At 71.5% G+C, this 22,830-nt stretch carries 26 protein-coding genes; 12 read left to right on the forward strand and 14 right to left on the reverse strand.

What is annotated here, in order from left to right; genetic code table 11:
* Positions 1 to 614: 614 nt before the first annotated feature.
* The 4 genes from ACUY4T_RS04880 (at position 615) to ACUY4T_RS04895 (ending at position 2,639) form a co-directional block, all read left to right on the forward strand.
* Positions 615 to 1,151: a hypothetical protein gene (locus ACUY4T_RS04880; RefSeq protein WP_446017790.1), complete on the forward strand. Its 537-nt coding sequence runs from the start codon at positions 615 to 617 to the stop codon at positions 1,149 to 1,151.
* A gap of 125 nt (positions 1,152 to 1,276) precedes the next feature.
* The gene (locus ACUY4T_RS04885; protein WP_446017791.1) at positions 1,277 to 1,468 is read left to right on the forward strand and encodes a hypothetical protein; all 192 of its coding nucleotides are present in this window, start codon (positions 1,277 to 1,279) and stop codon (positions 1,466 to 1,468) included.
* Positions 1,469 to 1,533: 65 nt separating this feature from the next.
* Entirely contained in the window at positions 1,534 to 1,866 is a 333-nt protein-coding gene (locus ACUY4T_RS04890) for a PadR family transcriptional regulator (RefSeq protein WP_446017792.1), read from the forward strand.
* A gap of 65 nt (positions 1,867 to 1,931) precedes the next feature.
* Positions 1,932 to 2,639 (forward strand): hypothetical protein, encoded by a 708-nt coding sequence (locus ACUY4T_RS04895; protein WP_446017793.1) that lies wholly within the window; start codon positions 1,932 to 1,934, stop codon positions 2,637 to 2,639.
* A gap of 52 nt (positions 2,640 to 2,691) precedes the next feature.
* On the opposite strand, the gene ACUY4T_RS04900 is transcribed toward ACUY4T_RS04895, so the two are convergent.
* Positions 2,692 to 3,153: a hypothetical protein gene (locus ACUY4T_RS04900; RefSeq protein ID WP_446017794.1), complete on the reverse strand. Its 462-nt coding sequence runs from the start codon at positions 3,151 to 3,153 to the stop codon at positions 2,692 to 2,694.
* 199 nt (positions 3,154 to 3,352) lie between these two features.
* Here ACUY4T_RS04900 and ACUY4T_RS04905 point away from each other — a divergent pair, with 199 nt between their 5' ends.
* A complete protein-coding gene (locus ACUY4T_RS04905) occupies positions 3,353 to 3,580 on the forward strand; it encodes a hypothetical protein (protein WP_446017795.1) in 228 nt (75 codons plus the stop codon).
* 335 nt (positions 3,581 to 3,915) lie between these two features.
* Here ACUY4T_RS04905 and ACUY4T_RS04910 read toward each other — a convergent pair whose 3' ends face one another.
* Positions 3,916 to 4,479, reverse strand: a complete 564-nt coding sequence (locus ACUY4T_RS04910; protein WP_446017796.1) for a hypothetical protein — start codon at positions 4,477 to 4,479, stop codon at positions 3,916 to 3,918.
* 388 nt (positions 4,480 to 4,867) lie between these two features.
* Here ACUY4T_RS04910 and ACUY4T_RS04915 point away from each other — a divergent pair, with 388 nt between their 5' ends.
* Complete coding sequence (locus tag ACUY4T_RS04915; protein WP_446017797.1) at positions 4,868 to 5,335, forward strand: hypothetical protein; 468 nt, start codon at positions 4,868 to 4,870, stop codon at positions 5,333 to 5,335.
* A gap of 202 nt (positions 5,336 to 5,537) precedes the next feature.
* Here the strand turns inward: ACUY4T_RS04915 and ACUY4T_RS04920 are convergent, their stop codons facing one another.
* Positions 5,538 to 5,801 (reverse strand): hypothetical protein, encoded by a 264-nt coding sequence (locus ACUY4T_RS04920; protein ID WP_446017798.1) that lies wholly within the window; start codon positions 5,799 to 5,801, stop codon positions 5,538 to 5,540.
* Positions 5,802 to 5,876: 75 nt separating this feature from the next.
* Here ACUY4T_RS04920 and ACUY4T_RS04925 point away from each other — a divergent pair, with 75 nt between their 5' ends.
* Together ACUY4T_RS04925 and ACUY4T_RS04930 are read left to right on the forward strand one after the other, a co-directional pair.
* Positions 5,877 to 6,149, forward strand: coding sequence for a hypothetical protein (locus ACUY4T_RS04925; protein WP_446017799.1), 273 nt, complete (start codon positions 5,877 to 5,879; stop codon positions 6,147 to 6,149).
* Between the two features lie 67 nt (positions 6,150 to 6,216).
* Complete coding sequence (locus ACUY4T_RS04930) at positions 6,217 to 6,789, forward strand: dihydrofolate reductase family protein (protein ID WP_446017800.1); 573 nt, start codon at positions 6,217 to 6,219, stop codon at positions 6,787 to 6,789.
* Between the two features lie 54 nt (positions 6,790 to 6,843).
* On the opposite strand, the gene ACUY4T_RS04935 is transcribed toward ACUY4T_RS04930, so the two are convergent.
* The 4 genes from ACUY4T_RS04935 to ACUY4T_RS04950 form a co-directional block, all read right to left on the reverse strand.
* The gene (locus ACUY4T_RS04935; protein ID WP_446018129.1) at positions 6,844 to 8,508 is read right to left on the reverse strand and encodes a DUF5671 domain-containing protein; all 1,665 of its coding nucleotides are present in this window, start codon (positions 8,506 to 8,508) and stop codon (positions 6,844 to 6,846) included.
* Positions 8,505 to 9,050 carry a hypothetical protein gene (locus tag ACUY4T_RS04940; protein ID WP_446017801.1) on the reverse strand — a complete coding sequence of 182 codons (546 nt, stop codon included), beginning with the start codon at positions 9,048 to 9,050 and terminating at the stop codon, positions 8,505 to 8,507. The genes ACUY4T_RS04935 and ACUY4T_RS04940 overlap by 4 nt, the downstream gene beginning before the upstream one ends.
* A gap of 154 nt (positions 9,051 to 9,204) precedes the next feature.
* Positions 9,205 to 9,624 (reverse strand): hypothetical protein, encoded by a 420-nt coding sequence (locus tag ACUY4T_RS04945; protein WP_446017802.1) that lies wholly within the window; start codon positions 9,622 to 9,624, stop codon positions 9,205 to 9,207.
* A 190-nt stretch (positions 9,625 to 9,814) separates the two neighbouring features.
* Positions 9,815 to 11,377, reverse strand: coding sequence for a polysaccharide deacetylase family protein (locus ACUY4T_RS04950; protein ID WP_446017803.1), 1,563 nt, complete (start codon positions 11,375 to 11,377; stop codon positions 9,815 to 9,817).
* 238 nt (positions 11,378 to 11,615) lie between these two features.
* Between ACUY4T_RS04950 and ACUY4T_RS04955 the strand changes: the two genes are divergently transcribed.
* Positions 11,616 to 13,076: a DUF6421 family protein gene (locus ACUY4T_RS04955; RefSeq protein ID WP_446017804.1), complete on the forward strand. Its 1,461-nt coding sequence runs from the start codon at positions 11,616 to 11,618 to the stop codon at positions 13,074 to 13,076.
* 112 nt (positions 13,077 to 13,188) lie between these two features.
* Entirely contained in the window at positions 13,189 to 13,848 is a 660-nt protein-coding gene (locus tag ACUY4T_RS04960; protein WP_446017805.1) for an SDR family NAD(P)-dependent oxidoreductase, read from the forward strand.
* Between the two features lie 27 nt (positions 13,849 to 13,875).
* On the opposite strand, the gene ACUY4T_RS04965 is transcribed toward ACUY4T_RS04960, so the two are convergent.
* Positions 13,876 to 15,135, reverse strand: coding sequence for an MFS transporter (locus ACUY4T_RS04965; RefSeq protein ID WP_446018130.1), 1,260 nt, complete (start codon positions 15,133 to 15,135; stop codon positions 13,876 to 13,878).
* Between the two features lie 132 nt (positions 15,136 to 15,267).
* Here ACUY4T_RS04965 and ACUY4T_RS04970 point away from each other — a divergent pair, with 132 nt between their 5' ends.
* Positions 15,268 to 15,657 (forward strand): phage holin family protein, encoded by a 390-nt coding sequence (locus ACUY4T_RS04970; protein ID WP_446017806.1) that lies wholly within the window; start codon positions 15,268 to 15,270, stop codon positions 15,655 to 15,657.
* 92 nt (positions 15,658 to 15,749) lie between these two features.
* Positions 15,750 to 16,373 carry a DUF305 domain-containing protein gene (locus ACUY4T_RS04975; protein WP_446017807.1) on the forward strand — a complete coding sequence of 208 codons (624 nt, stop codon included), beginning with the start codon at positions 15,750 to 15,752 and terminating at the stop codon, positions 16,371 to 16,373.
* 58 nt (positions 16,374 to 16,431) lie between these two features.
* On the opposite strand, the gene ACUY4T_RS04980 is transcribed toward ACUY4T_RS04975, so the two are convergent.
* The 6 genes from ACUY4T_RS04980 to ACUY4T_RS05005 all read right to left on the reverse strand — a co-directional run bounded on the left by ACUY4T_RS04980 (position 16,432) and on the right by ACUY4T_RS05005 (position 22,723).
* The gene (locus tag ACUY4T_RS04980; RefSeq protein ID WP_446017808.1) at positions 16,432 to 17,376 is read right to left on the reverse strand and encodes a hypothetical protein; all 945 of its coding nucleotides are present in this window, start codon (positions 17,374 to 17,376) and stop codon (positions 16,432 to 16,434) included.
* Entirely contained in the window at positions 17,373 to 18,128 is a 756-nt protein-coding gene (locus tag ACUY4T_RS04985; protein WP_446017809.1) for a hypothetical protein, read from the reverse strand. Before ACUY4T_RS04985 ends, ACUY4T_RS04980 begins: the two co-directional genes overlap by 4 nt.
* Positions 18,125 to 18,481, reverse strand: coding sequence for a PadR family transcriptional regulator (locus ACUY4T_RS04990; protein ID WP_446017810.1), 357 nt, complete (start codon positions 18,479 to 18,481; stop codon positions 18,125 to 18,127). The genes ACUY4T_RS04985 and ACUY4T_RS04990 overlap by 4 nt, the downstream gene beginning before the upstream one ends.
* A gap of 348 nt (positions 18,482 to 18,829) precedes the next feature.
* Positions 18,830 to 19,996, reverse strand: coding sequence for an ABC transporter ATP-binding protein (locus tag ACUY4T_RS04995; protein WP_446017811.1), 1,167 nt, complete (start codon positions 19,994 to 19,996; stop codon positions 18,830 to 18,832).
* Positions 19,993 to 21,627: an ABC transporter permease gene (locus tag ACUY4T_RS05000; RefSeq protein ID WP_446017812.1), complete on the reverse strand. Its 1,635-nt coding sequence runs from the start codon at positions 21,625 to 21,627 to the stop codon at positions 19,993 to 19,995. The genes ACUY4T_RS04995 and ACUY4T_RS05000 overlap by 4 nt, the downstream gene beginning before the upstream one ends.
* A 76-nt stretch (positions 21,628 to 21,703) precedes the next feature.
* The gene (locus ACUY4T_RS05005) at positions 21,704 to 22,723 is read right to left on the reverse strand and encodes an extracellular solute-binding protein (protein ID WP_446017813.1); all 1,020 of its coding nucleotides are present in this window, start codon (positions 22,721 to 22,723) and stop codon (positions 21,704 to 21,706) included.
* Positions 22,724 to 22,830 lie beyond the last annotated feature (107 nt).

Consider the following 22,830-nt stretch of genomic DNA (forward strand, 5'->3'; position numbering starts at 1 on the left):
CGGTGGGGGAACGTCGTAAACGACGCTCGCCGATCGCTGGCTCGCTCAGGGATCGTGAGGGCGATCGCCATGCGCCTAATCTGAGGGGCGAAGAATCACGTCAGCCAACCGCAACTGAAGGTTCCGAAGCACAGCCGGGATGCGTAGAGGGAGGGGATTCTCCGAATGTGTTGACTCCCGTTGGGAAGCCATGCCACTGTTCTCCCATCCCGATCCGGCGGTCGAAGGGAAGATACATGCGGGGAAGAGCAAATCTCGTTCGCGCAGCAGGAGCCTTCGTCGCGGCGATCGCGCTCGTCGCTATACCGATGTCACCTGCGTCAGCGCTGGGAAGCAAGACGATCAACTGCGTCTACGGGACTAACGGCACAGGCCAATCGAGCGGCTACTCCTGGCGCAACGCGGACTTTACCGGGGGCGCTCAGACGACCCGCACACCGAACTGCAACGTCCTCGTCACCTCGGTCCGAGCTCTGTATTCCGCTTACCCCGGCGGGCCTGCCTACTGGACGAGCTGGTCATCCACGAGCTATCAATCGGTGACGAAGTACCAGTCAGGTACGTCGAAGGGCGAGCACGAGATCACCGGCCACGCGAAATGGCAGACGTGAGAAATGGAACGCTTGAAGATGAAGACTCGAACGACTGTTCTCCGTCTGATGGTCGCAGCCGCCATCCTTTCGACGGCTGGTTGCGCCGCTACAACCGCGCAGGCCGGTAGTGGGGCGGTCATGCGTGAGGATCTCCCGCCGATTCAGCAGAGCGCTGAGCAGAAGGACGCGATCGCTGACGGAGTGATCACCCGTGGGGAATACACCTCCGGCTTCGCTCGCTTCAGTGCTTGCCTCAACCAGGCCGGGTTCGACGTCGTTGCGGTGAAGGAGAATGGAAACTTGATCGAGTACTCCGTTCCTGCGGACGCCGTCGCGACAGGTGACGACGACAGATGCTACCGCGGCGAATTTGTCGACATCGACCGAGGCTGGCAGCTCGCGCACGAGGATGAATCGTTCACAACCAGGATGAACCAAGTGTGCCTGGACGCGAATGGCGTGCCCGCAAGCAAATCGGCCGAAGAGGTCTGGAAACAGCTTGAACGTCACGGTCTCGATGAGGAGGCCTGCTTGGAGTATGCCGACGAGGTCGAGTAGGGGTTCTCTCGCCTCTAGAGCACCCGCGAAACCCGGGGCGCTCACGCTGAACCGTCGGCGTGGAGCAGTCGGGATCGAGCGCGCCGGGATTTCCGTCTGACCGCGTCGTGTCGAGGTGGGCACTCGTGGGCGCGATCGTCACGGTGGTCTACTTGTTCCAGCCGTGGCGAACCTGTCCCTACGACGACTCCCCGGCAGCCTGCGCAATGCTGCCCGCGGACGCGACCGTATTGGCCGTCGCTGCCTGCGCGACGTTGATCGGCGTACTCATCCTCGTGCTCGGACTTCTTCGCAGACACGGCGAGACGTCCCGCTGAGGAATCGCCTGTCGGTTCGTGGGCCAGGCTTCCTATATTCCATTTAGGCGAGTATTCTCGCCATCATGAGGTCTGAGATGCGGGAGCCGACGTTCTGGACGTTGGTTTCCCTGAGCGGCGGGCGCCGGCACGGCTACGCGCTGATGCAAGAGGTCCGCGACGCTTCGGACGGACGCGTGGAGTTGAAGGTGGCGACGCTGTACGCGGTCCTTGAGCGTCTGCAGCGGGAGGGGCTCGTGGCCGCGGACGGTGACGAAGCGGTCGACGGTCGGCTGCGCCGGTACTTCCGCATCACTGAGCTCGGCGAGCAGGCCGTGGCGGCTGAGGTGGAACGCATGGAGACCGCCGCGCGACTTGCCCGGATCCGGTTGGGCTTGAGATCGGCGGCAGCGCAGTGAACGCAGCTGGCATGAACGGAAGTGGACGAATGGGTGAGACAGCGCGGGCGGAACGGTACCGGCGGATGCTGCGGTGGTACCCCGCCGATTGGCGCGCCGAGCATGAGGCGGTGGTCGTCGGCATCCTGCTCGATCAGGCCGACGCGCGCGGCGACGTCCGCCCGCGGCTCGGCGACCGGTTCGCGCTGGCCATCGGAGGCCTGCGACACCGGTTCGGCCTGGCAGAGGGCCGGCGGGCTGCCGTGCTGGTCCCACTGGTGCTCGCGGTCGCCTTCCTGCTGTTCTACGTGTCGGTGATCATCTGGTGGCCCGGGGTCGTCTACCCAGGAGCCTTGGGACCCTTCAGCAATCCGACGGTGATCGTCGCCGGGCTCTTCATCTTGGCGCTTGCCGCAGCAGCGACAGGGCGCAACGCTGCCGCACGCTGGATCGCACTCGGCGCCGTCACTACCCAGCTCTGCCTCTCACTGCTGGCGGCCCTGTTCGGGTGGCTCGGACCGAGCCTGCCCACGACCGTGCTGATCGTCGGCTTCGGCGTGATCGCTGCCCTGCCCTGGCGCACACCCCTCGCCACCGGCATCTCACTCAGTGCACTGCTCGCGGTGTTCGGCTACATGCTGATCGGCGACATCGCCGCGGCAGCCCTGCCCATCCCCGGCGCCGACATCGGCATCGCGCTCGCGCAGGTTGCAGTGCTCGTCGCCATCATCGCGGTGATCGCGATCGCCGCCCGACACGCCCGCAGACTCGAGCCTCAAGCGAAGCCGTCATGAGACGCGCTCGACGGTGACTCATTGAGGGATCGGCTGTGAGTCCTCGTCGGCATCAGGAACCCAGACCTCGAATCTCGACCCTGAGATCGCCGAATGCCACTTCGCCGAACCCGTCACTGCACAGGAGCGTGATCTGGTCGGACGACCTCGCGACCACCATGCCGACGTTGCCGACGCCGAACTGCATGACCCCGCGGGTGTCTCGCCACGCGTTCCAGAATCGACTCGTCATCGCTCGCCGCCGATTCGGCCGAGCATGCACTTCCACGTGCGGCGGGGCGGTATCGGTCCACAGCACAAGGTCGGACGCGTCCTGCCCCTCGACCTGCAGCGTGCCACCCTTCGCCGTCATGCAGAGCGCCTGAGGCCGCGGCGAGGACGCATTCAGCGACAGGTGGAAGACAACGGCATCCGAGATCGGCCCCACCTCGGTCCAGAGGTGAACGTCCTCGCCGCCCACGTTGATCGGCCGACCTCCGGACGCCATGAAGCGTTCCGCGAGCGTTGCGCTCACGCTGTGGTTTCCGGTTGGGCCTTCACGGCTCCGAGCCTATGCGGGCGTCGCGCTGAGGGATCGACGAATCACCCAACGACCTCTTCGTCAAGTTTGGGGTTGACCTCGCCGAAGAAGTGCGTCTGACTGACGTGCAGGTCATATGGGGCGGTCCCAACGAGGTGAGAGGCAAGTCGCGTTCATGAATATCGACCCCCTCGTGGAGAGCATCCTCGCGGCCATCGCGCTGCTCGAGAACTCGCCTGACTCGGAGATTGATCCCGATGTCGCCGTCCACGGAATCGAGTCTGTTGCAGATTCGCTGGATCAGCTCGACGAGGACGGTCGCCGTGAGTTCATCGCGGCAGTCGAACGAGTCGCCGAAGCGCAGGCCGACTCGGGGGCGAAGCGGTTCTACCTGTCGGTTCCGCGGCTGCTCGGCTTGTGACCCAAGCTGGCTAAAGAATCGTGCGGTGCGCGTCGACGTGACCGTACCGCCATCGCCGGTCACTTCGACACTCGAAGAGCCTGCGTTCGTCAGATGATGTTGACGCGCGGATCGCCCACGGCACTCTGCCTCCGGCACTTGAAGAGGAAAAGCCGTGGCAAGCCTAGAAGCGGCCGCCGCGCTCGTTCGCCGCGAGGTACTCGACCAAGACGTGCTCGGCCTCGGCGGGCTCAGCTTTGGCGCTGATCGGTGCCAGCTGTGGTCCGAATAGGGTTCCGGCTTCTGTCTGCCCGGCCTTGCATTGAGGGATCGTCCCTGCGTCGAGTGCGCACCGGCTACCGGGCGGTGCCGGCCGTCGTCTGCTCGCCTGAAAGGTGCTCAATCTGGGCGGCGAGCCGACGCAGCCGCGGCCGACGCGCCGTCAACGCACACAGTGTCCGCTCGTCGAAGACCGCGAATGTGATCGGCTCGGACTGCGCTCGGAGCGTCAGCACCAGCACGTCCGAGCGGCCGGTGAACATGCGCGCTCGCGAGGTGTCGACGCGCTCAAGCTGCTCGATCGGGATGAGCACGGTTCCGGCGCCCCGAGCCGTACTCATGAAACCAAGGTGCGAACTGTTCGCGAAGAAGACGAAGCAATCATCGGCGGCGTTCTCCAGAGCGGGGCGCCCCACCGCCGCTGAGAGCGCGGCGGAGGTGCTCAGTCCACGACGACCAACAAGAACGAGCGCCCTGCGGTCCAGCCTGCTGAAGGCCTGCGCGCGACGCAGGACAGGGACCCGGAACGCCAGTACGCCGGCGCCGTAGAGGCCGGCGATGAGAACGAGCGACCCCCCGACGAGCGTCCAGCCGCGGGATGGCTCGATAACAAACGCCTCGACGAGGGTCAGCGCCGTCACAAGCCCAAGTGGGACCGCCAGGCCGATCGCGCCCCAGAACCACCTCGTGCGGGTCCACGGGACGGCGCCGGCTGCAATATCGCTCAATCGCTGTTCCTCGCACTTCGCACTGGCACTTCCATGCCCATCTTGCAGCAGTCGAGAGCTCGAGTTTCACTACGGGATCGTGCGCGCGTCGCCGGCGGACCGGCTTTCGGGCCGGCGCGGCCCCGCCATCGCTAGGAGTCGAAGTACCTTCGGATCGTGGACACATGGAATGGCTTGCGGATCGAGATCTCCAAGCTTCGCCAAGCCGTGACTCGACTCCTCGATGATGATCGGGGCGTTCAGTGGGAGCTCGTGTGGCTTGGCGACGTCCTGAAGGTCATCGGTCCTCTTGCCTAGCGTGATGGCTGGCAGGGGTACCCGGCTCGCCGCTGGCGTCTCGGTGGGCATCGGCGTCGTGTCGTCGCTGTCGGGGTGTGTGCTGCTCGAAGCTCAGGGTGGTCCGTACAGCCTCGGCTGGGACGGGGAGCACCTCCTCATCGGGATATGCCAGGCGATGGAGATCGACCGCGTGCGACTGTTCGAGAGTCGGAGCCCGGGCCGTGACGACGGGTTCGTGTGGGACGCGCGAGGCCACATCGAAGCCGATGCTGGCGACGTGCTGACGGTGCGAGGGTCGAATGCCGGTTTGTCAGATCGGCTTGCATCGGACGGTGTGCGCCCGTTGCTTGGTGTCAAATTCGACCTCCTCGTCAACGACCGGCCCGATGCAGACAAGGTCGCGGTCTTCGTCATCCCAAGCGAAGGACTCGCTCCGGGAAGTTGGTTGACGTCGCGAGGGAACGAGGTCCACGACGAGCCGTGCGATTGAGAGTTCCGCTGAAGGATCATGACCGAGCAACTGCGAACCCTGTTCCGTGACCGGCTCACGAAGATCTCAGGTCGGGTTTCGACCGACTGCCTCGCAGCCGTGCGGATGTGGCTGGGTGATTTCCTCGACCTCTGACCATCTCCGGCACCTGACATCCCCCGGTCGATCGATGTCGAGTTCGCCGGCGAGACCGCTCGGAGGATCACGCTCCGAGCTCGGCGAGCTCCTCCCTCATCCGTTCGACATAGAAGGGAATCGTGAGTCGTTGAACCGAGAGCTGAAGCACGATCCCACGTGCGTCGGCTTCAGTGCAGCCGAACGCCTTCGCCACCAGGACCTCCGCATCACTGCGATCCTCCGCCGACCGCAGGATGGCCACGTACTCGTCGAACCGGTCGGCCACCTCGAGAATCAGTCGCAGGACTGCGATGCGCTCCTTGCGCCATTGGTCGGCTTCATCAGGCATGGCGCCATCGTACGATCAGCGCCGCTCGCCGGGCGAAGGCCCGCACCTCGGGCGCGAACCGCGGGATAATGAGGCATGTCCTCCTCTTCGGTCGAACGCCGCTCCAACCCGACAGCCTGGGCCGCGTTCTGGGTCGCGCTGGCCGGCCTCGTGCTCATGCCCATCCCCCTGTTCATCGGCCTGATCATCGGCGGCGGCCTCTCGGTCATCGCCGCGATCCTCGCCGTCATCGCCCTCTTCAAGGGGCTCGCCCGCAGCGGCACGGGCATCGCGCCCGTCGTCTTCGCCGCGATCTTCATCGCCCTCACGTGGGGCGGGATCTCGGTCGGCGGCGGCACGATCTGGTAGGTCGGCCGACCGTCGGCCGAGACGCACGCGTCGGCGACGCCGCGCGTTCGAGAGGGGGAGCGATCGGATGGCGCCACTTCGGTACGCGATCAACGTGACGCTCGACGGCTGCGTCCATCATGAGGCGGGGATCGCCCCCGATGCCGAGTCGATGCGCTTCTGGACCGCCGAGCTGGAGCGAGCCGATGCGCTGCTCTTCGGCCGGACCACCTACGAGATGATGCAGTCGGCCTGGCGACGGCCGGCCACCGGCGAATGGCCCGACTGGATGCGGGAGTGGGAGATCCCGTTCGCCGAGGTCATCGACCCGAAGCGGAAGCACGTGGTGTCGAGCACCCTCGACTCGGCCGACTGGAACGGCCAGCTGGTGCGGGGCGACCTCGAGCACGCGGTCCGGCGGCTCAAGCAGGAAGCGGGCGAGGGCCTCTTCGTCGGCGGCGTCGAGCTTCCCAGGGCGCTGGCATCGCTCGGCCTGATCGACGAGTACGTGTTCGTCGTGCAGCCGGTCGTCGCCGGGCACGGACCGACGCTGCTCGCCGGGCTCCCCGAGCGCATCCGCCTCGAACCCGTCGAACGCCACGAGTTCGCATCGGGCACGCTCGCCCTGCGCTACCGGCCCGCTGACCGGGACTCGGCCTAGGCACGCGCCGCACCCGCCGCACCCGCCGCGGCGGCCGCCGGATGCTGCACCCGGTCACTCCGCCAGCGGCACGACCTCCAGCCGGCCGTCGGCGCCCGCGAGCACGAGCACCCGGCGTGCGGCGACGCCCTCGAACGCGGATGCCACGGCCGCGGCATCCGCGACCGGGACCGGTTCGGCGGGCGTGACCGCCGCGAACGGCTCACGCCGCCACACGGTCACCGAGGCGCCCGTGGCCGCCTCGATCGAGCGCACGAGCTCGGGCGCGGCATCCGCCGTCACCAGCACCACCCGGCCGATGCGGCGCGACGGCGCGATGCCCTGTTCGACGATCGCGGCGCGATCGCGGCGCCACACCGCGAAGTGGTAGGCGAACACCAGCACCGTCGCCGTCAGCAGGCCGAGCGGAGCCCGGATGCGGTCGACGAGGCTCGCGCCGGATGTCGCGTCGAGTGCGAACTCGAACAGCCGGAAGCCCACCACGAGCAGGGTGATCAGGCCGACCACGGCGCTCAGCCCGAACACCGCGATCAGGTAGACCCGGCGACCCTGGTACGTCAGGTCCTCGGGCGTCGGGGGCCGCGTCGGATGCCAGTGCACCCACCACACCGGCGCGCCGACGACGAGGGCCGCGATCCCGCCGAGGAGCAGGGACCGGGTGTCGGCCGCAACGAGCGGGCTGACCAGCGCGCCGAGGGCCGCGTTCACGACGACCCCGATACCCGCGGCGGCGGCCGCGAGGCCGAGCGCCGACATCACGAGATCGGCCGCGCGGCGGGTGCCCGTGGACCGTGCGGCGGCGATGCGCCGGTGGACGACCCAGACGACGGCGCCGACCGCGGCCGCGGCGAGCGCCGTGCCGAGCGGGGCCAGGATCTCGCCGACGGTGTCGGCAGGGTCGAAGGCGAGCCGCAGCCCCACCCACAGCGCAGTGCCGAGCCCCCCGAGCATCACCGCAGCGCCGCCGAGGACGCCGACCACGACGAGCGCGACGCCCGCGAACCCGGTGCGGAGCGACCGCACGTCGTCTCGATACCAGTGCCACCACCACACGAGCCCGCCGACGACCGCTCCGACGAGCGCGGTGAGCGACAGGCGCCACCAGGGCGCACCGGCGAGTGCCGGCGCCGTGCCGCCGACCAGCGCCTCGTCGAGGAGCGGAGCGAGGACGCCGATCGCCCCCGAGACCAGGAGCACCAGGCCGTAGACGGCGGCGATCACCCACGGCACGGCGCGGAGGCGCACCGGTCCGCGGCGCGGGTGGCGCGACATCCATCGATGCCAGACCCAGACGGCGGCCCACACGACCGCGGTGGCGAACTCGGCGGGCAGCCAACGGGCCTCGATCGCCGCCGTCGCCGTCGCCATCAGCGCCGAGGTCGCGACGATGAGCGACACGGTGTACATGGCGGTGAGGTACAGCCCCCATGCGAGCGAGGACCGTTCACCCTCGTCCGTCAGCCGACGCCAGACCACCCACCAGAGCACCGCCGCGAGCGGGCCGGCGATCAGGGCGAAGGCGAGCCAGAGCGCCAGGTCGGCGACGCCGCCGCCCGCGAGCGCCGCTCCGGCGTCGACCGCACGGCCGAGGAGCCCGGCGAGGCCGATCGCGGCGATCACGACCAGCACGAACAGGAGGCCGTAGACGATGAGGCGTCGCACGGTCCCCTGCGCGCCGCCCTGCTGGCGGACCACGACCGGCTCGGCGGCGCTCATCATCGCCACGCCCCCGGCTCGCAGATGGTGAGCGGCCACGGCGCCGTCTCGATGCGCCATCCGTCGTCGGTCCTGACCAGGTCGAAGGTGCCCTCCTCCTCGACGCCCGAGCCGCCGAGCGGCCCCTCGTCGTACGACCACGAGATCAGCACGTCGACGTCGGCGCTGTCGTCGCGTTCCGTGGTCGAGGCGAGCGTGACCCGCATGCGGTCGGACGGGGCCGTCTCGATCCGGATGCAGTCCTCGGCGACGTCCGGCACGAGGTAGCCCATCGCCTCGCCCTCGTCGCCGGCGATGACCGCGGCCGTGTACCGCTGCACCACGCCCTCAGGGGTGGCCTCGTCGAGCTGCTCCGGCTCGCCGCGCGTGAAGACCACGACGAGCGCGACGGCCACGAGCGCGGCGACCGCGGCGAGGATGACGAGCAGGGTGCGGTCGGCGCGCGACCGATCGCGCGCGACGGGTGACCGGTCGGAGGGCGCGTCGGGTGCGGCACCGGACTCGGGCGCGGGGTCGGGTGCCGCGTCGGGATCGCGTTCGTCCATCCCTGAATCATTGCGCGGGGTCCGACCGGATCGGCGGACCAAGGTCATTCGGCCGCGGCGCGTCGCGGGGCACGTTCGAGGGGCGCGTGTCCGGCGATCGCTCGCCTGACCCGCGCCCCGTCCGGATGGATGACTGCGTGCGTCGTTCCCCTGCTCACTGGACCTGCGAGGCCTTGAACTCGCGGACCTGCTCGGGAGTCATCGGCTCGGCGGTCACCGGCGCCGGCTCCGACTCGGACTGCTTCGACTGGCGGATGCGCTCCTGCACGCTCAGCACGGGGGTCGACTCCGACTGCTTGACGGAGCGGAGGACCTCGTTGCGGCTCATGTCCGCGGCGGCCTGCTGTGCGGCGCGGGCCTGGAACTCGGCCTCCTTGGCCTGGCGGAGCAGCTCGTAGGCCTGCGCCTTGAGGGCCTGGTCAGGGCTCAGCTGCTGCTGGGCCGCGGAGAGGCGGTTCTGGGCGGACTCGGCCCGGGCCCCGTCGTCGAACTGGCCATCGACCCCGGCGCAGCCCGTGAGGGCCAGCAGGATCGCGGCGGTGCCGGCGATGAATGCGGTGCGGTTGGTGTTCATGGTTCCTTCTCCTTCTCGAGAACCCGACTCTCTGGAGTGGGGATACTGCGAGGTTAGGAATCCTCAGGTTGCTGCTCATCAGGGCGGTCCCCTCGATTCGCTCGCGAGGTACGTGAGGGCTCGCACGGACCCCCGCCGGTGGCAGCACCGGGCGGCATCCGTACCGGCACCGAGGCCCGCGCGCCCCGAATCAGCGCGGGCCGTGGCTCAGCAGGCCCGAAGCGGGCAGCGATCCGCCGAACTGCTCCGCCACCGTGGCGAGGGTGAACCCCCGGGCCCGCAGGCCCGCGATCACGCCCGGCACCGCTTCGACCGTCTGCTCGTGCGTGTCGTGCATCAGCACGATGCTCCCGCGCCGACTCCCGCCGACGGCGCGCTCGACGACCACCTCCGGCCCGGGGTCGCGCCAGTCGACCGTGTCGACGTCCCATACCACGAACGGCAGGGCGACCAGGCCACGCACGCGCTCGTCCGAGGCGCCGTACGGCGGCCGGATGCTCCGCGCCGTGACGCCCGTCGCGTCGCGGATGGCGGCCTGGGTGCGCTCGACCTCCCGGCGCACGGCCTCGTCGTCCTTCAGCTTCGTGAGGTCGGGGTGCGCCCACGTGTGGTTGGCGAGTTCGTGCCCGCTCTCGGCGATCCGCGCCGCCGTGCCCGGGGCGCGCTGCACCGACGAGCCCTGCACGTAGAACGTCGCGGGCGCCCGCGCACCGTCGAGGAGGTCGAGCAGGCCCGCGGTGAGCCCGGTCGGCCCGTCGTCGAAGGTGATCGAGACGCAGGTCGCGAAGGAGCAGTCGACCGGGTCGTCGCCGACCGGGGCGGACGGGGCGGCGTAGGGCTCGTCGGCCGCGGCCGTCGCCGTCGCGGCGAGGCCGGCCTCGGAGAGGAACGGCTGCAGGAGGCGGCCGGGCACGAGCACCGAGACCGGTGCGGTCGACCCGGCGACCGCCAGCGTGACGATGATCCCCTCCCGGGTGACCGCGGAGTCGGCGAGCAGGGCCCGCATGGCCGCGGCGTCGAGCCCGGCGAAGGGATCCGCGGCGGCCTCCGCACGTCCCGCGGAGCGCAGCGCCTCCGCGACGAGCCCGAGGACCCGCCCCTCCCGGCCGGGCTCGTAGAGCGCGGCGCCGTCGTGCACCGCGCCGGTCGCGGCATCCCCGTACCAGACCTCGCGCGCCACGGACCCGGCGCCCCCGGCCTCGCGGCGCAGCACCGTGAGGCGCTCCCCCAGCAGCGATCCGGCGGCGGTCACGATGCTGCAGTCGACCGAGAGCACCGCGCCGGCCGCGCCCGACACGGTGGCGCCGCGACAGGGTGCCGAACTCCCGCCCGGGACCACGTCGGCGGCCGGCACCCACGCCGCGCCGTGCTGGGACGCGAAGTCGCGCGCGAGCTGCTGCACGCGAGCGTCGAGCGTGTCGCCGAGCGCGCTGCGACCGGGGGGCGTCGCCCAGCGGACCGCCGCGGTGAGGTCGGCGGCGGTGGTGGCGGCCAGGCGCGCGACCAGCCCGGGCGCCTCCGCCGCGGACAGTCGCGGCGGCCCGGGGACGATGCGCGGCTGGCTCGGCGCGGGGGCGGCGGGCGGCTCCGTCGCGCCCGACGGCGCCGTGGCCACGGGCGACGCGGCGACGGTCGGGGCGCCCGGGACGATGGGCGCCTGCGCGGTGCACGCGGCCAGCGCGCCGGCGAGGAGCACCGCGAGCCCCGACGGCACGGCACGCCGTGCCGGTCGGCGTCGCCGCGTCCCGCGCATGCCTCCACGCTAACCCCACGAAGGGGTTGCGCCTCCCGGCGGCGTGCGTGTCCGCCCGTCGGGGGCGCGGGCGTGCGCGAGTTCGCAGGTCGCGCGCGTGGTTTCGCGCGTCCACGCAAGAATCCCGCGTGCGCCCGCAATCAATCGCGAAGGACCGCCACGTAGCCTTGAGTGGGCGGCCGAATCGTCGCCGCCCACCCGCGCCGCGAGGCCCGACCCACTGAGAACGGAGGTTCCGATGTCACAGGACACCCTGACTGCAATCGTTGGCGAACCCGAGGTTCTCGAGGACGAGGGCATCGAGGTCACCCCCGAGCTCATCGCACTCGCAGGCGGCGTCGAGTCCGACCCCGCCTGGCTCCGCCTCAAGGAGTCGGCGACCGAGCTGCAGTCGCTGCAGGTCAAGGACGGCTCGGTCCCCGAGGAGTCGGACAAGCCCGCGGCATCCGCGCTCGTCGACGCGATCGTCGAGTCGGTCGCCGCGCTCGCCCCGCGATTCCCGCACGAGGCCGCGTACCTCGAGGCGCTGCAGGCCGACTTCCGGAAGTGGCAGGCCGACGGCCTCGGCGTGCCCGACTTCCTCGACTCGCTCGTCGAGTTCCAGCCGCAGCTGCACCGCGTCGACGGCATCCGCCACCTCGTCGTGTTCCCGATGTACACGCAGAACGGCTCGTCCGACCGCCACGTGGAGGCGCTCGTCGTCGAGACGATCTGGCCCGAGTTCATCGCCCACCTCGAGGCCGGCGACTACGGCAACAAGCTCTTCGTGAGCCTGCGCCTCGTCGACTTCACGCCCGGGTACGACACGAACTCGGCCGTGCTGTTCCCCGAGACGGTCGCGATGCGCGAGATCCCGCCGTTCACGTGGGGCGCGATCTTCCAGGACCGCGAGGCCGCCCGGTACCGACGGGTGGTGCGCGCGGCATCCGAGATCACCAAGCTCGAACTGCCGGATGACGCGGCGAGCCTGCTCGACGACCAGGACCTCGCCGAGCGCACGTTCGTGATGTGGGACATCATCCACGACCGCACGCACATGCGCGGCGACCTGCCGTTCGACCCCTTCATGATCAAGCAGCGGATGCCGTTCTTCCTCTACTCGCTGGAGGAGCTGCGCTGCGACCTGACCGCGTTCCGCGAGTCGGTGAAGATCGAGCGGGGCCTCCGCGCGCGCGTCGACGCCGGCGAGACGCTCGACGAGGTCGACGCCCAGATGCTCGAGCACGCGAAGCTCGTGCAGTACGCCGTGATCTTCGACCGCATCTTCCGGTTCGCGATCACCGGTACGCGCGTGCGCAACTACGACGGCCTCGGCGGGCAGCTGCTGTTCGCGTGGCTGCACCAGAAGCACGTGCTCGACTGGACCGACGTGAAGCTCACGTTCGACTGGGACGCCGTGCCCGACGCCGTCGTCGAGCTCGGCGACGCGATCGACGAGCTCTACTGGAAGTCGATCGACCGGCCGAAGACCGCTCACTGGCTCGCCGCGTACGAGCTCGTGCGCTCGGTGCTCACGCCCAACCCGGCGTCGGTGTGGGCCGAGGGCCTGCCGCGCGAGGTGCTCGCCGGCCCGCCCAAGGGCTACACCGACCTCGTGATGGACGACGAGTTCCCGCTCTCGATGTTCTTCGAGGCGCTCGACAAGAAGATGAAGCCCGTCATCGAGTCGACGGTGGGCATCACCGCCGCCGACGCCTGACGCCGACCCGCACCACCGCACCACCGCACCACCCGCGAGTCACCCCGAACGGCCATACCCGAGGCATCCGCCGGCCGCTCGGGGTGACTCGCGCATGAGAGGATCTCCTACCGTGAACAGCCTGCAGGACAAGGTCCTCGTGATCGCCGGCGCGACCAGCGCCTCCGGCCGAGCCGTCGCGCGCGCCCTCGTCGACCAGGGTGCGAAGGTCGTCGTCATCGGCACGCACCAGGGCCGCCTCGACGAGCTCGAGGTCGAGATCCCCGGAGTGCTCGGCGAGCGCGCCGACCTCACCGACGGCGACGACGTGCTCGAACTCGCCATGCGCGTGCACGCCCGGGTCGGCGACGTCGACGGCGTCGTGCACCTCGTCGGCGGGTGGCGCGGCGGCGGCGGCATCGCCGGCCAGACCGAGGAGGACTACCGCGTCCTCGAGCGCTCGTTCACCGCGCTGCGCTACGTCAGCCGGGTGTTCTTCGACGACCTCGTGCACTCCGACGCCGGCCGCATCGCGATCGTGTCGTCGACCACGGTCGAGAAGCCCACCGCCGGCGGCGCGAACTACACCGCCATCAAGGCGGCGAGCGAGTCGTGGATGCGGTCGCTCGCCGACGGCTTCACCAAGGCCGACTCGCCCGCGGCGGCGGTGACCTTCCGCGTGAAGTCACTGTCGGGCCTTGAGGAGCGGCTCGCCGACGAGGTCGTCGCGCTGTGGTCGGCGGATGCCGCGGCCGCGGAGCTGAACGGCCGGGTCACCACGATCACCCCCTGACGTCGCGCCCGCGCGACGCCGCCCGGCTCAGTCGACGGTGGGCGGCAGCGCGGCATCCGTCGCCGGCTCGTCGCCCGCCTGCGGACCGGTCGTGACCTCGCGCGCCGTGTCGGCCGGGTCCTGCTCCCGCCGGCTCAGCAGCACGAACGGGACCGCGAGCACCTGGACGGCACCGCTCCAGAGCATCGAGAAGCCGTACCCGCCGAGGTCGGCGGTGCGACCCAGCGCCGGCTGGATCGCCGCGCCGCCCGCGCTGCCCAGCAGCGAGTCGAACGACAGCACCGTCGCCCGCTGCTTCGACGGGATCATGTCGTTCAGGTACGCGCGGTGGACCGGGTCGTCGATCGACGACGACACCCCCCACAGCGCGATGAGCGCCACGGCGACCCAGAAGTTCGCCGAGAACGCCAGCGCGACGAGCACGGCCGTGCTCGTCAGGGTCGACAGGAGGATCACCGAGGTGCGCTTGCGGAACCGGCGCCGAACGACCGGAGCGAGCAGTCCACCGACGATGCCCGCGCCCGACAGCAGGGCGGCCGCGAGTCCGGCGATCGAGTAGGCGCCCTCGTCGCCCCACAGCTCGAGCAGGTACGGCTGGAGGGCGTAGAACGCGTAGAACCCGACACCCGTCGTGAACGGGGTCGTCAGCATCAGCCAGCGCACCGGGCGGTTGCCGAGGCCGTACTTCACCGACGCCCGGAGCACGGTCCCGGTGGCCTTCAACGGGCCGGCGCCCCGCTCCGGCGTGAAGCCGAGGTCGCGCATGAGCAGGGCGGCGACCCCGAACATGACCACGAGGATCCCCGCTCGCACCAGGAACGGCACGCCGAGGTTCGTCAGCTGCGCGATGACGCCGCCGAGCACCGACCCGCCGAGCATCGCGACGCTGCCGATGATGACCGCGCGACCGAACACCGACTCGAGGCTGCCCGTGTAGCCCGTGGCGGTGAGCGCGTCGACGAGCCACGCGTCGACCGCGCCCGAGAAGAACGTGAACCCGAGCCCGAGCAGCACCGATACCAGGGCCCACGCCCAGAACGGCGACTCCCACACCCACAGCAGCCAGTACAGCGCCGTCGTCGCAGCGAGCGTGACGGTGCCGAGCAGGTAGGACACGCGCCGGCCCAGGGTGTCAGCCACGACGCCGGTCGGGATCTCGAACAGGAACATGCCGACGCTGAAGAAGGCATTGGCCGCGAACGCCTCGAGGTTCGAGAGGCCAGCATCGAGGAGGAACAGCGTGTTGATGCCCCAGATAAACGACGCCGCGAGGGTGTTGCCGAGCATCAGCGTGTAGTACGTGCCCTGGACGCGCCGCGCCGCCCGCTGGTCCGGCACCGGTCCGCCCGGTCGATCGCCGCTCGTGCCCGTCACGGAGTCATCCTCCCCCCGACGGGCGTCCGCCGCTAGCCTTCGAGCATGGTGCGCTTCCTGATCAACATCGCGATCTCGCTCGTGACCGCGGCCATCGGCCTGCTGGTCACCTCCTGGATCCTGCCGGACTTCCACCTCGACGCCGCCGGCTTCGTCGTCGCCGTCGTCGTCTTCACGGTCGCGCAGGCCATCCTCGCGCCGTTCATCTTCAACGTCGCCCGGCAGTACGCCTCCGCCATCCTCGGCGGCATCGGGCTCGTCTCGACGTTCGTCGCCCTGCTCATCGCGTCGCTGTTCCCCGACGGCATCCGCGTCGACGGCATCGTGACCTGGATCCTCGCGACGCTCATCATGTGGATCATCACCGCGCTCGGCACGTGGCTGCTCGGGCTCTGGTGGCTGAAGGGACGCGTCGGGAAGCGCTCGAACCCCTAGTGCCGCCGGGTTACCAGAGTCGGCGCAGGGGCGGCAACGCCCTTGCGGGGCGCGGCGCGACCCGGTCGCATGGTTCTCCGGAGGTGGTCCGGATGACCCAGCATCGGCCGACAGACCCGCACGAGACCGACGCCGCGACCGACACCGGCGGCGGCGAGCGGCACGACGATTCCCGGAGCACCGCGGCGACCTACCTGCGGTTCGCCGCGATGATCCTCACCTCGCTGGCCGTCATGTACTTCGTGATGTTCGCGGGCTCGTGGGAGTGGACCCACATCCGGTTCAGCCAGAGCCGCGTCTTCATGGCGATCACCATGGGCGGGACCATGGGGCTGGTGATGCTGGCATGGATGCTCGGGATGTACCGCAGTTGGAAGGCCAACATCGCCGTCGTCGCCGCGAGCCTGCTGCTCATCGGCGGCGGCATCGCCCTCGACCGCACGCAGGCGACGGTCGACGACGCGGCGTTCATGCGCGGCATGATCCCGCACCACTCCCTCGCGATCACCCGCTCCGAGCGCTTCCGGAACGTCGATGTCCGCGTGTGCGAGCTCGCCGCGGGCATCAGCGAGGCGCAGCGGCGCGAGATCGACGAGATGGACTGGCTGATCCGCGACATCGAGGCGAACGGCGTCGCCGCGACGGCCGAGGAGGCCTCGGCACGCCCGGTGCCCGACTTCCCGGCGGCGGCTGACCGCCAGTGCCCGACCGGGTGACCGAGCGGTGACGGATGCCGCGGCCCGGGCTCGCGGCATCCGTCACCGGGTCTCGTGCTCAGTGCATGTTGTCGCGCCCCGTGACGTGGGTCGCGTAGCCGCTGCACCCGGCGTCCTCCCAGCGGTAGGCCGCGCCGGGGAGCGGGTCGCCCCAGAGCTGACGCGACCAGGCCGCGCGCTGGTCCTCGTCGAGCGACGCCGGCATCTGCGGCAGGTACTGCGGCGGTCCGTGCGGGTACTCCCTCGCACCCGGGCGCAGCTCCCACGGCATGAGGTAGTCGAACCCGGCGTCGTCCATGCAGCGCTGGATCGCCTGGTCGTACACGAACTGCGCCTGGCGGGGCGTGGGCGTCGCCGGATCCGGGTCGGGCACGTCGACCGCGAGCACGGTGCCGGAGGCTGCCGCCTCCTCGAGCTCGTGCTCGACGGCGCCGATGCACCCGCGCTCGGTCCAGGGCCTCGTCCAGTCGTATCCGGCGAGTGCCTGGTCGCCGAAGAGCGTCGTGTTGAAGACCCTCGACTCGTCGAAGCTGAGTCCGCGCGGCTGCGAATCCTCGGCGAGCCACCAGGCGGCGGGGTAGTAGGTCACGCCGCGGTCGGCCATGCACCGCGCGATCGCGTGCTCGCGGATCATGTGCTGCTCCCGCTCGGCCGGCGTCACGAACGACGGGTCCTCCGGGTCGAGCTCGGGGACGATCGTGAGCCATTCGAGGTGCGCGACGGGCACACCCGCCGGGTCGATGCCGCCGCGCAGGAGCGACGGATCGACGTCGTCGCCCGCCACGGGCTCGGGCTCGGGCTCGGGCTCCGGCTCGGCCGGCGCGCCGGCGGCGATGATCGGCGCGGGAGCGGCAGGCTGCGCGCTGGCGGGCGCCGCGACAGGCGCGCGAGTGGCCGTCGGCAACTCGAGGCCGGCGGCGCCCGCGCCGAGCGCGGCCACCGCGGCCACGCCGAGCAGCGCGCCGGCACCCGCGACCGGCGCCGCGAGCCGCTGGAGGTTCATCGGCCCTCCCCCGTCCGGGCGCCGCCGTCGAGGGGTGCCCACCAGAGGGCGAGCCCGGCGAAGAGGAGCACGCCCGCCGCGGTCAGCACGTCGACGACGAACGCGGACTGGGCGCCCTGGCCGTATGCGAACGCGCCGAGCGAGACGCTCGCGGTCATCAGCGCGACGGTGCCGTGCTGCAGCAGCACGTACGCCGCGGCGGCGAGCCAGAGACTGCCGAACCAGCGGCGACCGGGCACGAGCGAGAGCACGCCGCCGGTCACGGCGAACGCCAGGCCGACCGCGGCAGCGGCGACGAGGTCCCACGCGCCCCACCAGGCGCCGGTCGCGACGAGCGGCGCGACGCGCGCGACGACGAGCACGCCCCACGCGATGAGCAGTGCGGCGGCGGCCAGCCCGAACGCCGGCACCGCGCGCGGGAAGGTGCCGCGCGGTGCTGCGATCGCCACCCCGCGCATGCGGGCGGCACGCCAGGCGAGATCGGCCGGGATGCCGCGCAGCCAGCGTTGCGCGATCGACGCCGACGCCGCCTCGCCCGCCCAGGCGCGCTCGTCGTGGAGGTCGGCGGCGAGCTCGTCGCGCCGGTCGGCGGCGACCTCGGCGGGCAGGTCGCGGGTGTACCAGCGGGCCCAGCCGAGCACGAGCGCGTCGAGGTGCTCGTCGCCGGTGCGGCGGGCGACGGCGGTGGGTTCGGGCAGGTCGAGCCCGGCGTGGTCGAGGGCGGCGATCGGCGCGGCCGTCCCGAGGCTCACGCGAACGCCGCCTTCGGTGCGCCGACGGCGTCGGCGCGCTGCGCCGCGAGCTCCGCGCGCAGCGCGACCTCGCCCGCGCCGGTCACGCGGTAGAGCCGCCGGCGGGGCCGACCCTCGGCCTCGGCGATCGCCGAATCCTCCCAGTGCGACTCGAGGAGCCCCGCGTCCGCCATCCGTGCCAGGGCCTTGTAGAGCGTGCCGTGCGCCGTGAGCGCCGCGGCATCCGCTCGCTCGGCGATGCGCTTCGCCAGCGCGAACCCGTAGAACTCGTCACCCTCGGCCTGCAACTCGATGCCCGCTCCGAGGATGTCGACCTCGAGCGGGACCAGCCGTCCTTCACGTCTGCGTGCCATGTCGGACAGCATAGGAAGATATCTTCCCATTCCGCAAGCACCGCACCTCCGCTCGCCGCTCATCCCTCACGCCTCACGCACGCCGCTGCTCCCCGGCTCACGCCCGTCCGCCCGCCCGAACTCCAGCTCCCGTTGCCACTTCCGCCGGAAACCTCGCCCGCACTCCAGCTCGCCGTGCCGCTTCTGCCGGAAACCTCGCCCGCGTTCCCGGCGAAAGCGGCAACCCGATGGGCGGGGGCACCAACGCTCCTCCGCTCGCCGCTGTTCCCCGCGACGCGCGTTGCCACTTCTGCCGGGAACCTCGCCTGCATTCCCGGCGAAAGTGGCAACCCGATGGGGAGGGGGGGGTCAGGCGTGCTCGGGGCGGTACGCCAGCACCGCGCCGGCGACCGAGACGCGCACCTCGGTTCCGCGCGGCACCAGGCCCGAGGCGGTCACCCGGGCGCGCAGACGCTGCCCGTCGGCGAGGGCGAGCGCGAGCATCGCGTCGTGCCCGGTGTACTCCACGTCGGTGACCACGCCGTCGAGCGCAGCGGATGCCGCCGCCCCGCCGGCCGCGTCCGCAACCGGGATGCCGCCGGCCGCGTCCGGCCCGGGGGCGCCGACCAGCCCCGCCGCGCCCACGGGCGCCACGCGCAACTCCTCGGGCCGGATCAGGACCGTCACGCCCTCCCCGTCGGCCGGGGTCAGCCCCGCGGCATCCGTCACCGGCACCGCGCCGAGCCGGCCGATCGCCGTCGCGACCTCGTCGCCGTGCAGCACGCCCGGCAGGAACACGGCATCGCCGACGAATCCGGCGACCCACGGCGTGGAGGGCACCCGGTATACCTCCTCCGGCGTGCCGAGCTGCAGCACCTCCCCGCCGCGCATCACGGCGACGTGGTCGGCGATCGACAGCGCCTCGGCCTGGTCGTGGGTGACCAGGATGCCGGTGACGCCCTCGGCCCGCAGCAGCTCGCGCACCGAGGCGCGGAGGTCGGCGCGCAGCATGGGGTCGAGCGCGCCGAACGGCTCGTCGAGCAGCACGAGCTCGGGGGCGGATGCCAGCGCGCGGGCGAGCGCGACCCGCTGGGCCTGCCCGCCGGAGAGCTGCCCGGGCTGCCGATCGGCGAGCGGCCCCAGGTCGACCAGCTCGAGCAGGCGCCGCACCTCGTCGGATGACGCGGCGCGACGTGCCGCACGCGACGAGCCGCGACCGGCGAGCATGCCGAAGGCCACGTTCTCGGCGACGGTGAGGTGCGGGAACAGCGCCGCGTCCTGCGGCACCCACCCGATGCGCCGCTTCTCGGGTGCGAGGTGGATGCCGTGCGTGGTCACCATGCGCGTGCCGATGCGGATCTCGCCGGACCGCGCCCGCAGGAGGCCGGCGATCGTGCGCAGGAGCGTCGTCTTGCCGCAGCCGCTCGGGCCGACGATCGCGAGCAGCTCGCCGTGCGGCACCTCCACGTCGACGGCGTGCAGCACGGGCGCGCCGTCGTACCCGACGGTCAGGTCGCGGACTTCGAGCCGGCTCATGCCATCGCCTCCTGGTTCGATCCGGGTCCGCGGCCGGGCGCCTGCGCCGCCGCCGAAGCCGTCGCGGCCGGCGCGATCGCCTCGCGCGTCGCCTCCCGCCCGGCGCGTGCGTCGGAGAGCAGGAAGGCCGGCACGGCCGCGACGACGAGCAGCGCGACCGCGTAGGGCGCCGCCGCGCCGTAGGCGGAGATGTCGGTGCGCTGCCACAGCTCGGTGGCGAGGGTGTCGGTTCCCGTGGGGCGCAGCATCAGCGTCGCGGGCAGCTCCTTCATCGCGCTCACCGCGGCGAGCATGGCCGCCGCGAAGATGCCGGGTCGCGCGAGGCGCGCGGTCACCGTGACCCAGGTTCGGGTGCGCGAGTTGCCGAGCGTGCGCGAGACGTCCTCGAGCGAGGTCGGCACCTGGCCGGTCGCGGAGCGGATGGAGCCGATCGCCTTCGGCATGAAGAGCACGCCGTACCCGAACGCGAGCACGAGCGCCGTCTGGTACAGCCCCGGCAGCACGCTCAGCGAGAAGAAGACCAGCGACAGGCCGACCACGATCCCCGGCAGGCCGAGGGCGAGGTAGCCGGCCGACTCGATCGTGCGCACCAGCCGGCCCCGATGTCGGGCCGCGAGCACGCCGATCGGCAGGGCGAGGGCGACGGCCACGATCGCGCCGCCGGCCGACAGCACCACCGTGTTGCCGACCGCCTGCGCGAGGTTCACCGGGTCGAGCGCCCGCAGGGTCTCGGCGGTGAGCACCCGCGAGATCAGCACCGCGACGGGGACCACGACCGCGACCGCCGGCACGAGCACGAGCAGCAGCACCGCCGGCGCCGTCCAGCGGCCGAGCCGCGTCATCCGCCGCCGGCCCGTCGCGGGTGCCGCCTGGATGCGCCGCGCGGCGCGGCCGCGCGCGACCTGCTCGGCGACGACCACGAGCAGCGCGAGCGTCACGAGCAGCACGGCGAGCACGGCCGCCTCGTCGCGGCTGAAGCTCGCCGAGTACGCCTGCTGGATGGCGGTGGTGAGCACCGGGAAGCGGAACAGCGCCACGCCGCCGAAGTCGCTGAGGGTGTACAGCGCCACGAGCAGCGCGCCGGCGCCGACCGCCGGCCGGATCTGCGGCCATGTGCCGAGCATGAAGGAGCCCAGCGGGCCGCGGCCGAGGGTGCGGGCCACGTCGTCGAGGCCGGTGCCGCCGATGCGCAGCGCCGCCGCGACCGGCAGCGTCACGTACGGCACCGACACGAAGCTCAGCACGAGCCACGCGGCCCAGAAGCCCTTCATCGAGGGCTGCCACGCCAGCCACCCGTACGCCGCGAGGTACGAGGGCATCGCGAGCGGGAGCGCGGCGAGCACGGCCCAGAACCCGCGCCACCGCAGCCGGGCCCGGGCGAGCAGGAAGGCGCTCGGCACCCCCAGGGCGACCGCGGTCGCGGTGACGGATGCCGCGAGCATCACCGAGTTGCCGACGAGCGTCGGGATCCGGGGCCGGTCGAACACCGACGCGAGCTCGGCCGGGTCGGCCGACAGGACGCGCACGACGAGGTGCGCCACGGGGATCGCCGCGAGCGCGACCGCGATCAGGGATGCCGCGATGAGCCCCCACGGGCGGCGGGGGCTCGGAGTCGCGACCTGGGCAGTCATGTCGTGGTCAAGCGTAGGGCGGCGAAGGCGGATGCCCGCTGGGAGGCGGCGGCGTCCGACATCCGCTCGCCCGTTCCTAGATCAGGCCGTTGTCGGCCAGGAGCCGCTGCGACTCGCCCACCGAGTCGAGGTCGGACAGGTCGAGGCCGGGGTTCACGAGCGAGTCGATCGCGGGCAGGCCCTCGGGGGCGTCGACGCCGGGCAGGAGCGGGTACTCGAAGGTCTCCTCGACGAAGTACCGCTGCGCCTGCTCGGAGACGAGGAACTCGATGAAGGCGCGAGCGTCGGCGTCATCCGCCGCGCCCTTGAGGATCGCGGCGCCCGTCACGTTGACGATGCCGCCCGGGTCGCCCGGGAGGAACTTGAGCTGCGCCCGCATGTTGTCGGCGCCGACCTCGGCGGCCTGACGGAACCAGTAGTAGTGGTTGATCAGGCCGATCTGCGCCTGGCCCGTGTTGACGAGGTCGAGCGAGGCGAGGTTGTTCTCGGTGAGCTCGGGGTCGTTGGCGGCCATGCCGGCGACCCACTCGGCCGCGGCGTCCTCGCCCTCGAGCACGCGCAGCGCGGTGACGAACGACTGGAAGCTCGCGTTGCCCGGGGCGAACGCGACCTCGCCCGACCATTCCTCGCCCGTGAGCGTGTCGACGGTGTCGGGGACCTCGTCCTCGGCGAGCTGCTCGCCGTCGTAGGCGATGACGCGCGCCCGGCCCGTGACGCCGATCCACGAGTCGTCCTGCGAGGTGAAGCCGTCGGGGATGAGGTCGGCCAGGTCCGACGGGATGTCGGCGACGAGGTCGTCGTCGGCCAGCGCGCCGAGCGCGCCGGCATCCTGCGACAGGAAGACCTGCGCGGGCGTGCGGTCGCCCTCCTCCAGCAGGAGCGCGGTCAGTTCGGGCGTCGCCGCGTAGCGCGCCTCGACCTGGATGCCGGTCTCCTCCTCGAACTGCTCGATGAGCGGCCCCACGAGGCCCTCGTCGCGGCCGACGTAGACGGTGAGCGCGCCCTCCTCGGCGGCGGGGTCGGTGGCGCAGCCGGTGAGGGCGAGCGCGGCGGCGAGGCCGGTCGTGGCGAGGGCGATTCCGCGGTGGGCGCGCATGGGCGTGCTGACTCCATCGGTCGGTGGGTGGCGGCAGCCCGACGAGTTCGGGCGAACTTAGCTTAGCCTAACCTCTGTCACCGCGGGCCCACGCAAGCGGACGGGCG

It is taken from the genome of Agromyces arachidis, assembly GCF_052805135.1.

Coding starts and splice junctions, on each gene's coding strand:
- ACUY4T_RS04930 (WP_446017800.1), top strand. CDS start 6,217: ATGGCGCCACTTCGGTACGCGATCAACGTGACGCTCGACGGCTGCGTC.
- ACUY4T_RS04955 (WP_446017804.1), top strand. CDS start 11,616: ATGTCACAGGACACCCTGACTGCAATCGTTGGCGAACCCGAGGTTCTC.
- ACUY4T_RS04920 (WP_446017798.1), bottom strand. CDS start 5,801: ATGCCTGATGAAGCCGACCAATGGCGCAAGGAGCGCATCGCAGTCCTG.
- ACUY4T_RS04915 (WP_446017797.1), top strand. CDS start 4,868: ATGGCTGGCAGGGGTACCCGGCTCGCCGCTGGCGTCTCGGTGGGCATC.
- ACUY4T_RS04945 (WP_446017802.1), bottom strand. CDS start 9,624: ATGAACACCAACCGCACCGCATTCATCGCCGGCACCGCCGCGATCCTG.
- ACUY4T_RS04880 (WP_446017790.1), top strand. CDS start 615: ATGGAACGCTTGAAGATGAAGACTCGAACGACTGTTCTCCGTCTGATG.
- ACUY4T_RS04895 (WP_446017793.1), top strand. CDS start 1,932: ATGCTGCGGTGGTACCCCGCCGATTGGCGCGCCGAGCATGAGGCGGTG.
- ACUY4T_RS04950 (WP_446017803.1), bottom strand. CDS start 11,377: ATGCGCGGGACGCGGCGACGCCGACCGGCACGGCGTGCCGTGCCGTCG.
- ACUY4T_RS04975 (WP_446017807.1), top strand. CDS start 15,750: ATGACCCAGCATCGGCCGACAGACCCGCACGAGACCGACGCCGCGACC.
- ACUY4T_RS04965 (WP_446018130.1), bottom strand. CDS start 15,135: ATGCTCGGCAACACCCTCGCGGCGTCGTTTATCTGGGGCATCAACACG.
- ACUY4T_RS04995 (WP_446017811.1), bottom strand. CDS start 19,996: ATGAGCCGGCTCGAAGTCCGCGACCTGACCGTCGGGTACGACGGCGCG.
- ACUY4T_RS05000 (WP_446017812.1), bottom strand. CDS start 21,627: ATGACTGCCCAGGTCGCGACTCCGAGCCCCCGCCGCCCGTGGGGGCTC.
- ACUY4T_RS04890 (WP_446017792.1), top strand. CDS start 1,534: ATGAGGTCTGAGATGCGGGAGCCGACGTTCTGGACGTTGGTTTCCCTG.
- ACUY4T_RS04925 (WP_446017799.1), top strand. CDS start 5,877: ATGTCCTCCTCTTCGGTCGAACGCCGCTCCAACCCGACAGCCTGGGCC.
- ACUY4T_RS05005 (WP_446017813.1), bottom strand. CDS start 22,723: ATGCGCGCCCACCGCGGAATCGCCCTCGCCACGACCGGCCTCGCCGCC.
- ACUY4T_RS04935 (WP_446018129.1), bottom strand. CDS start 8,508: ATGATGAGCGCCGCCGAGCCGGTCGTGGTCCGCCAGCAGGGCGGCGCG.
- ACUY4T_RS04970 (WP_446017806.1), top strand. CDS start 15,268: ATGGTGCGCTTCCTGATCAACATCGCGATCTCGCTCGTGACCGCGGCC.
- ACUY4T_RS04940 (WP_446017801.1), bottom strand. CDS start 9,050: ATGGACGAACGCGATCCCGACGCGGCACCCGACCCCGCGCCCGAGTCC.
- ACUY4T_RS04980 (WP_446017808.1), bottom strand. CDS start 17,376: ATGAACCTCCAGCGGCTCGCGGCGCCGGTCGCGGGTGCCGGCGCGCTG.
- ACUY4T_RS04990 (WP_446017810.1), bottom strand. CDS start 18,481: ATGGCACGCAGACGTGAAGGACGGCTGGTCCCGCTCGAGGTCGACATC.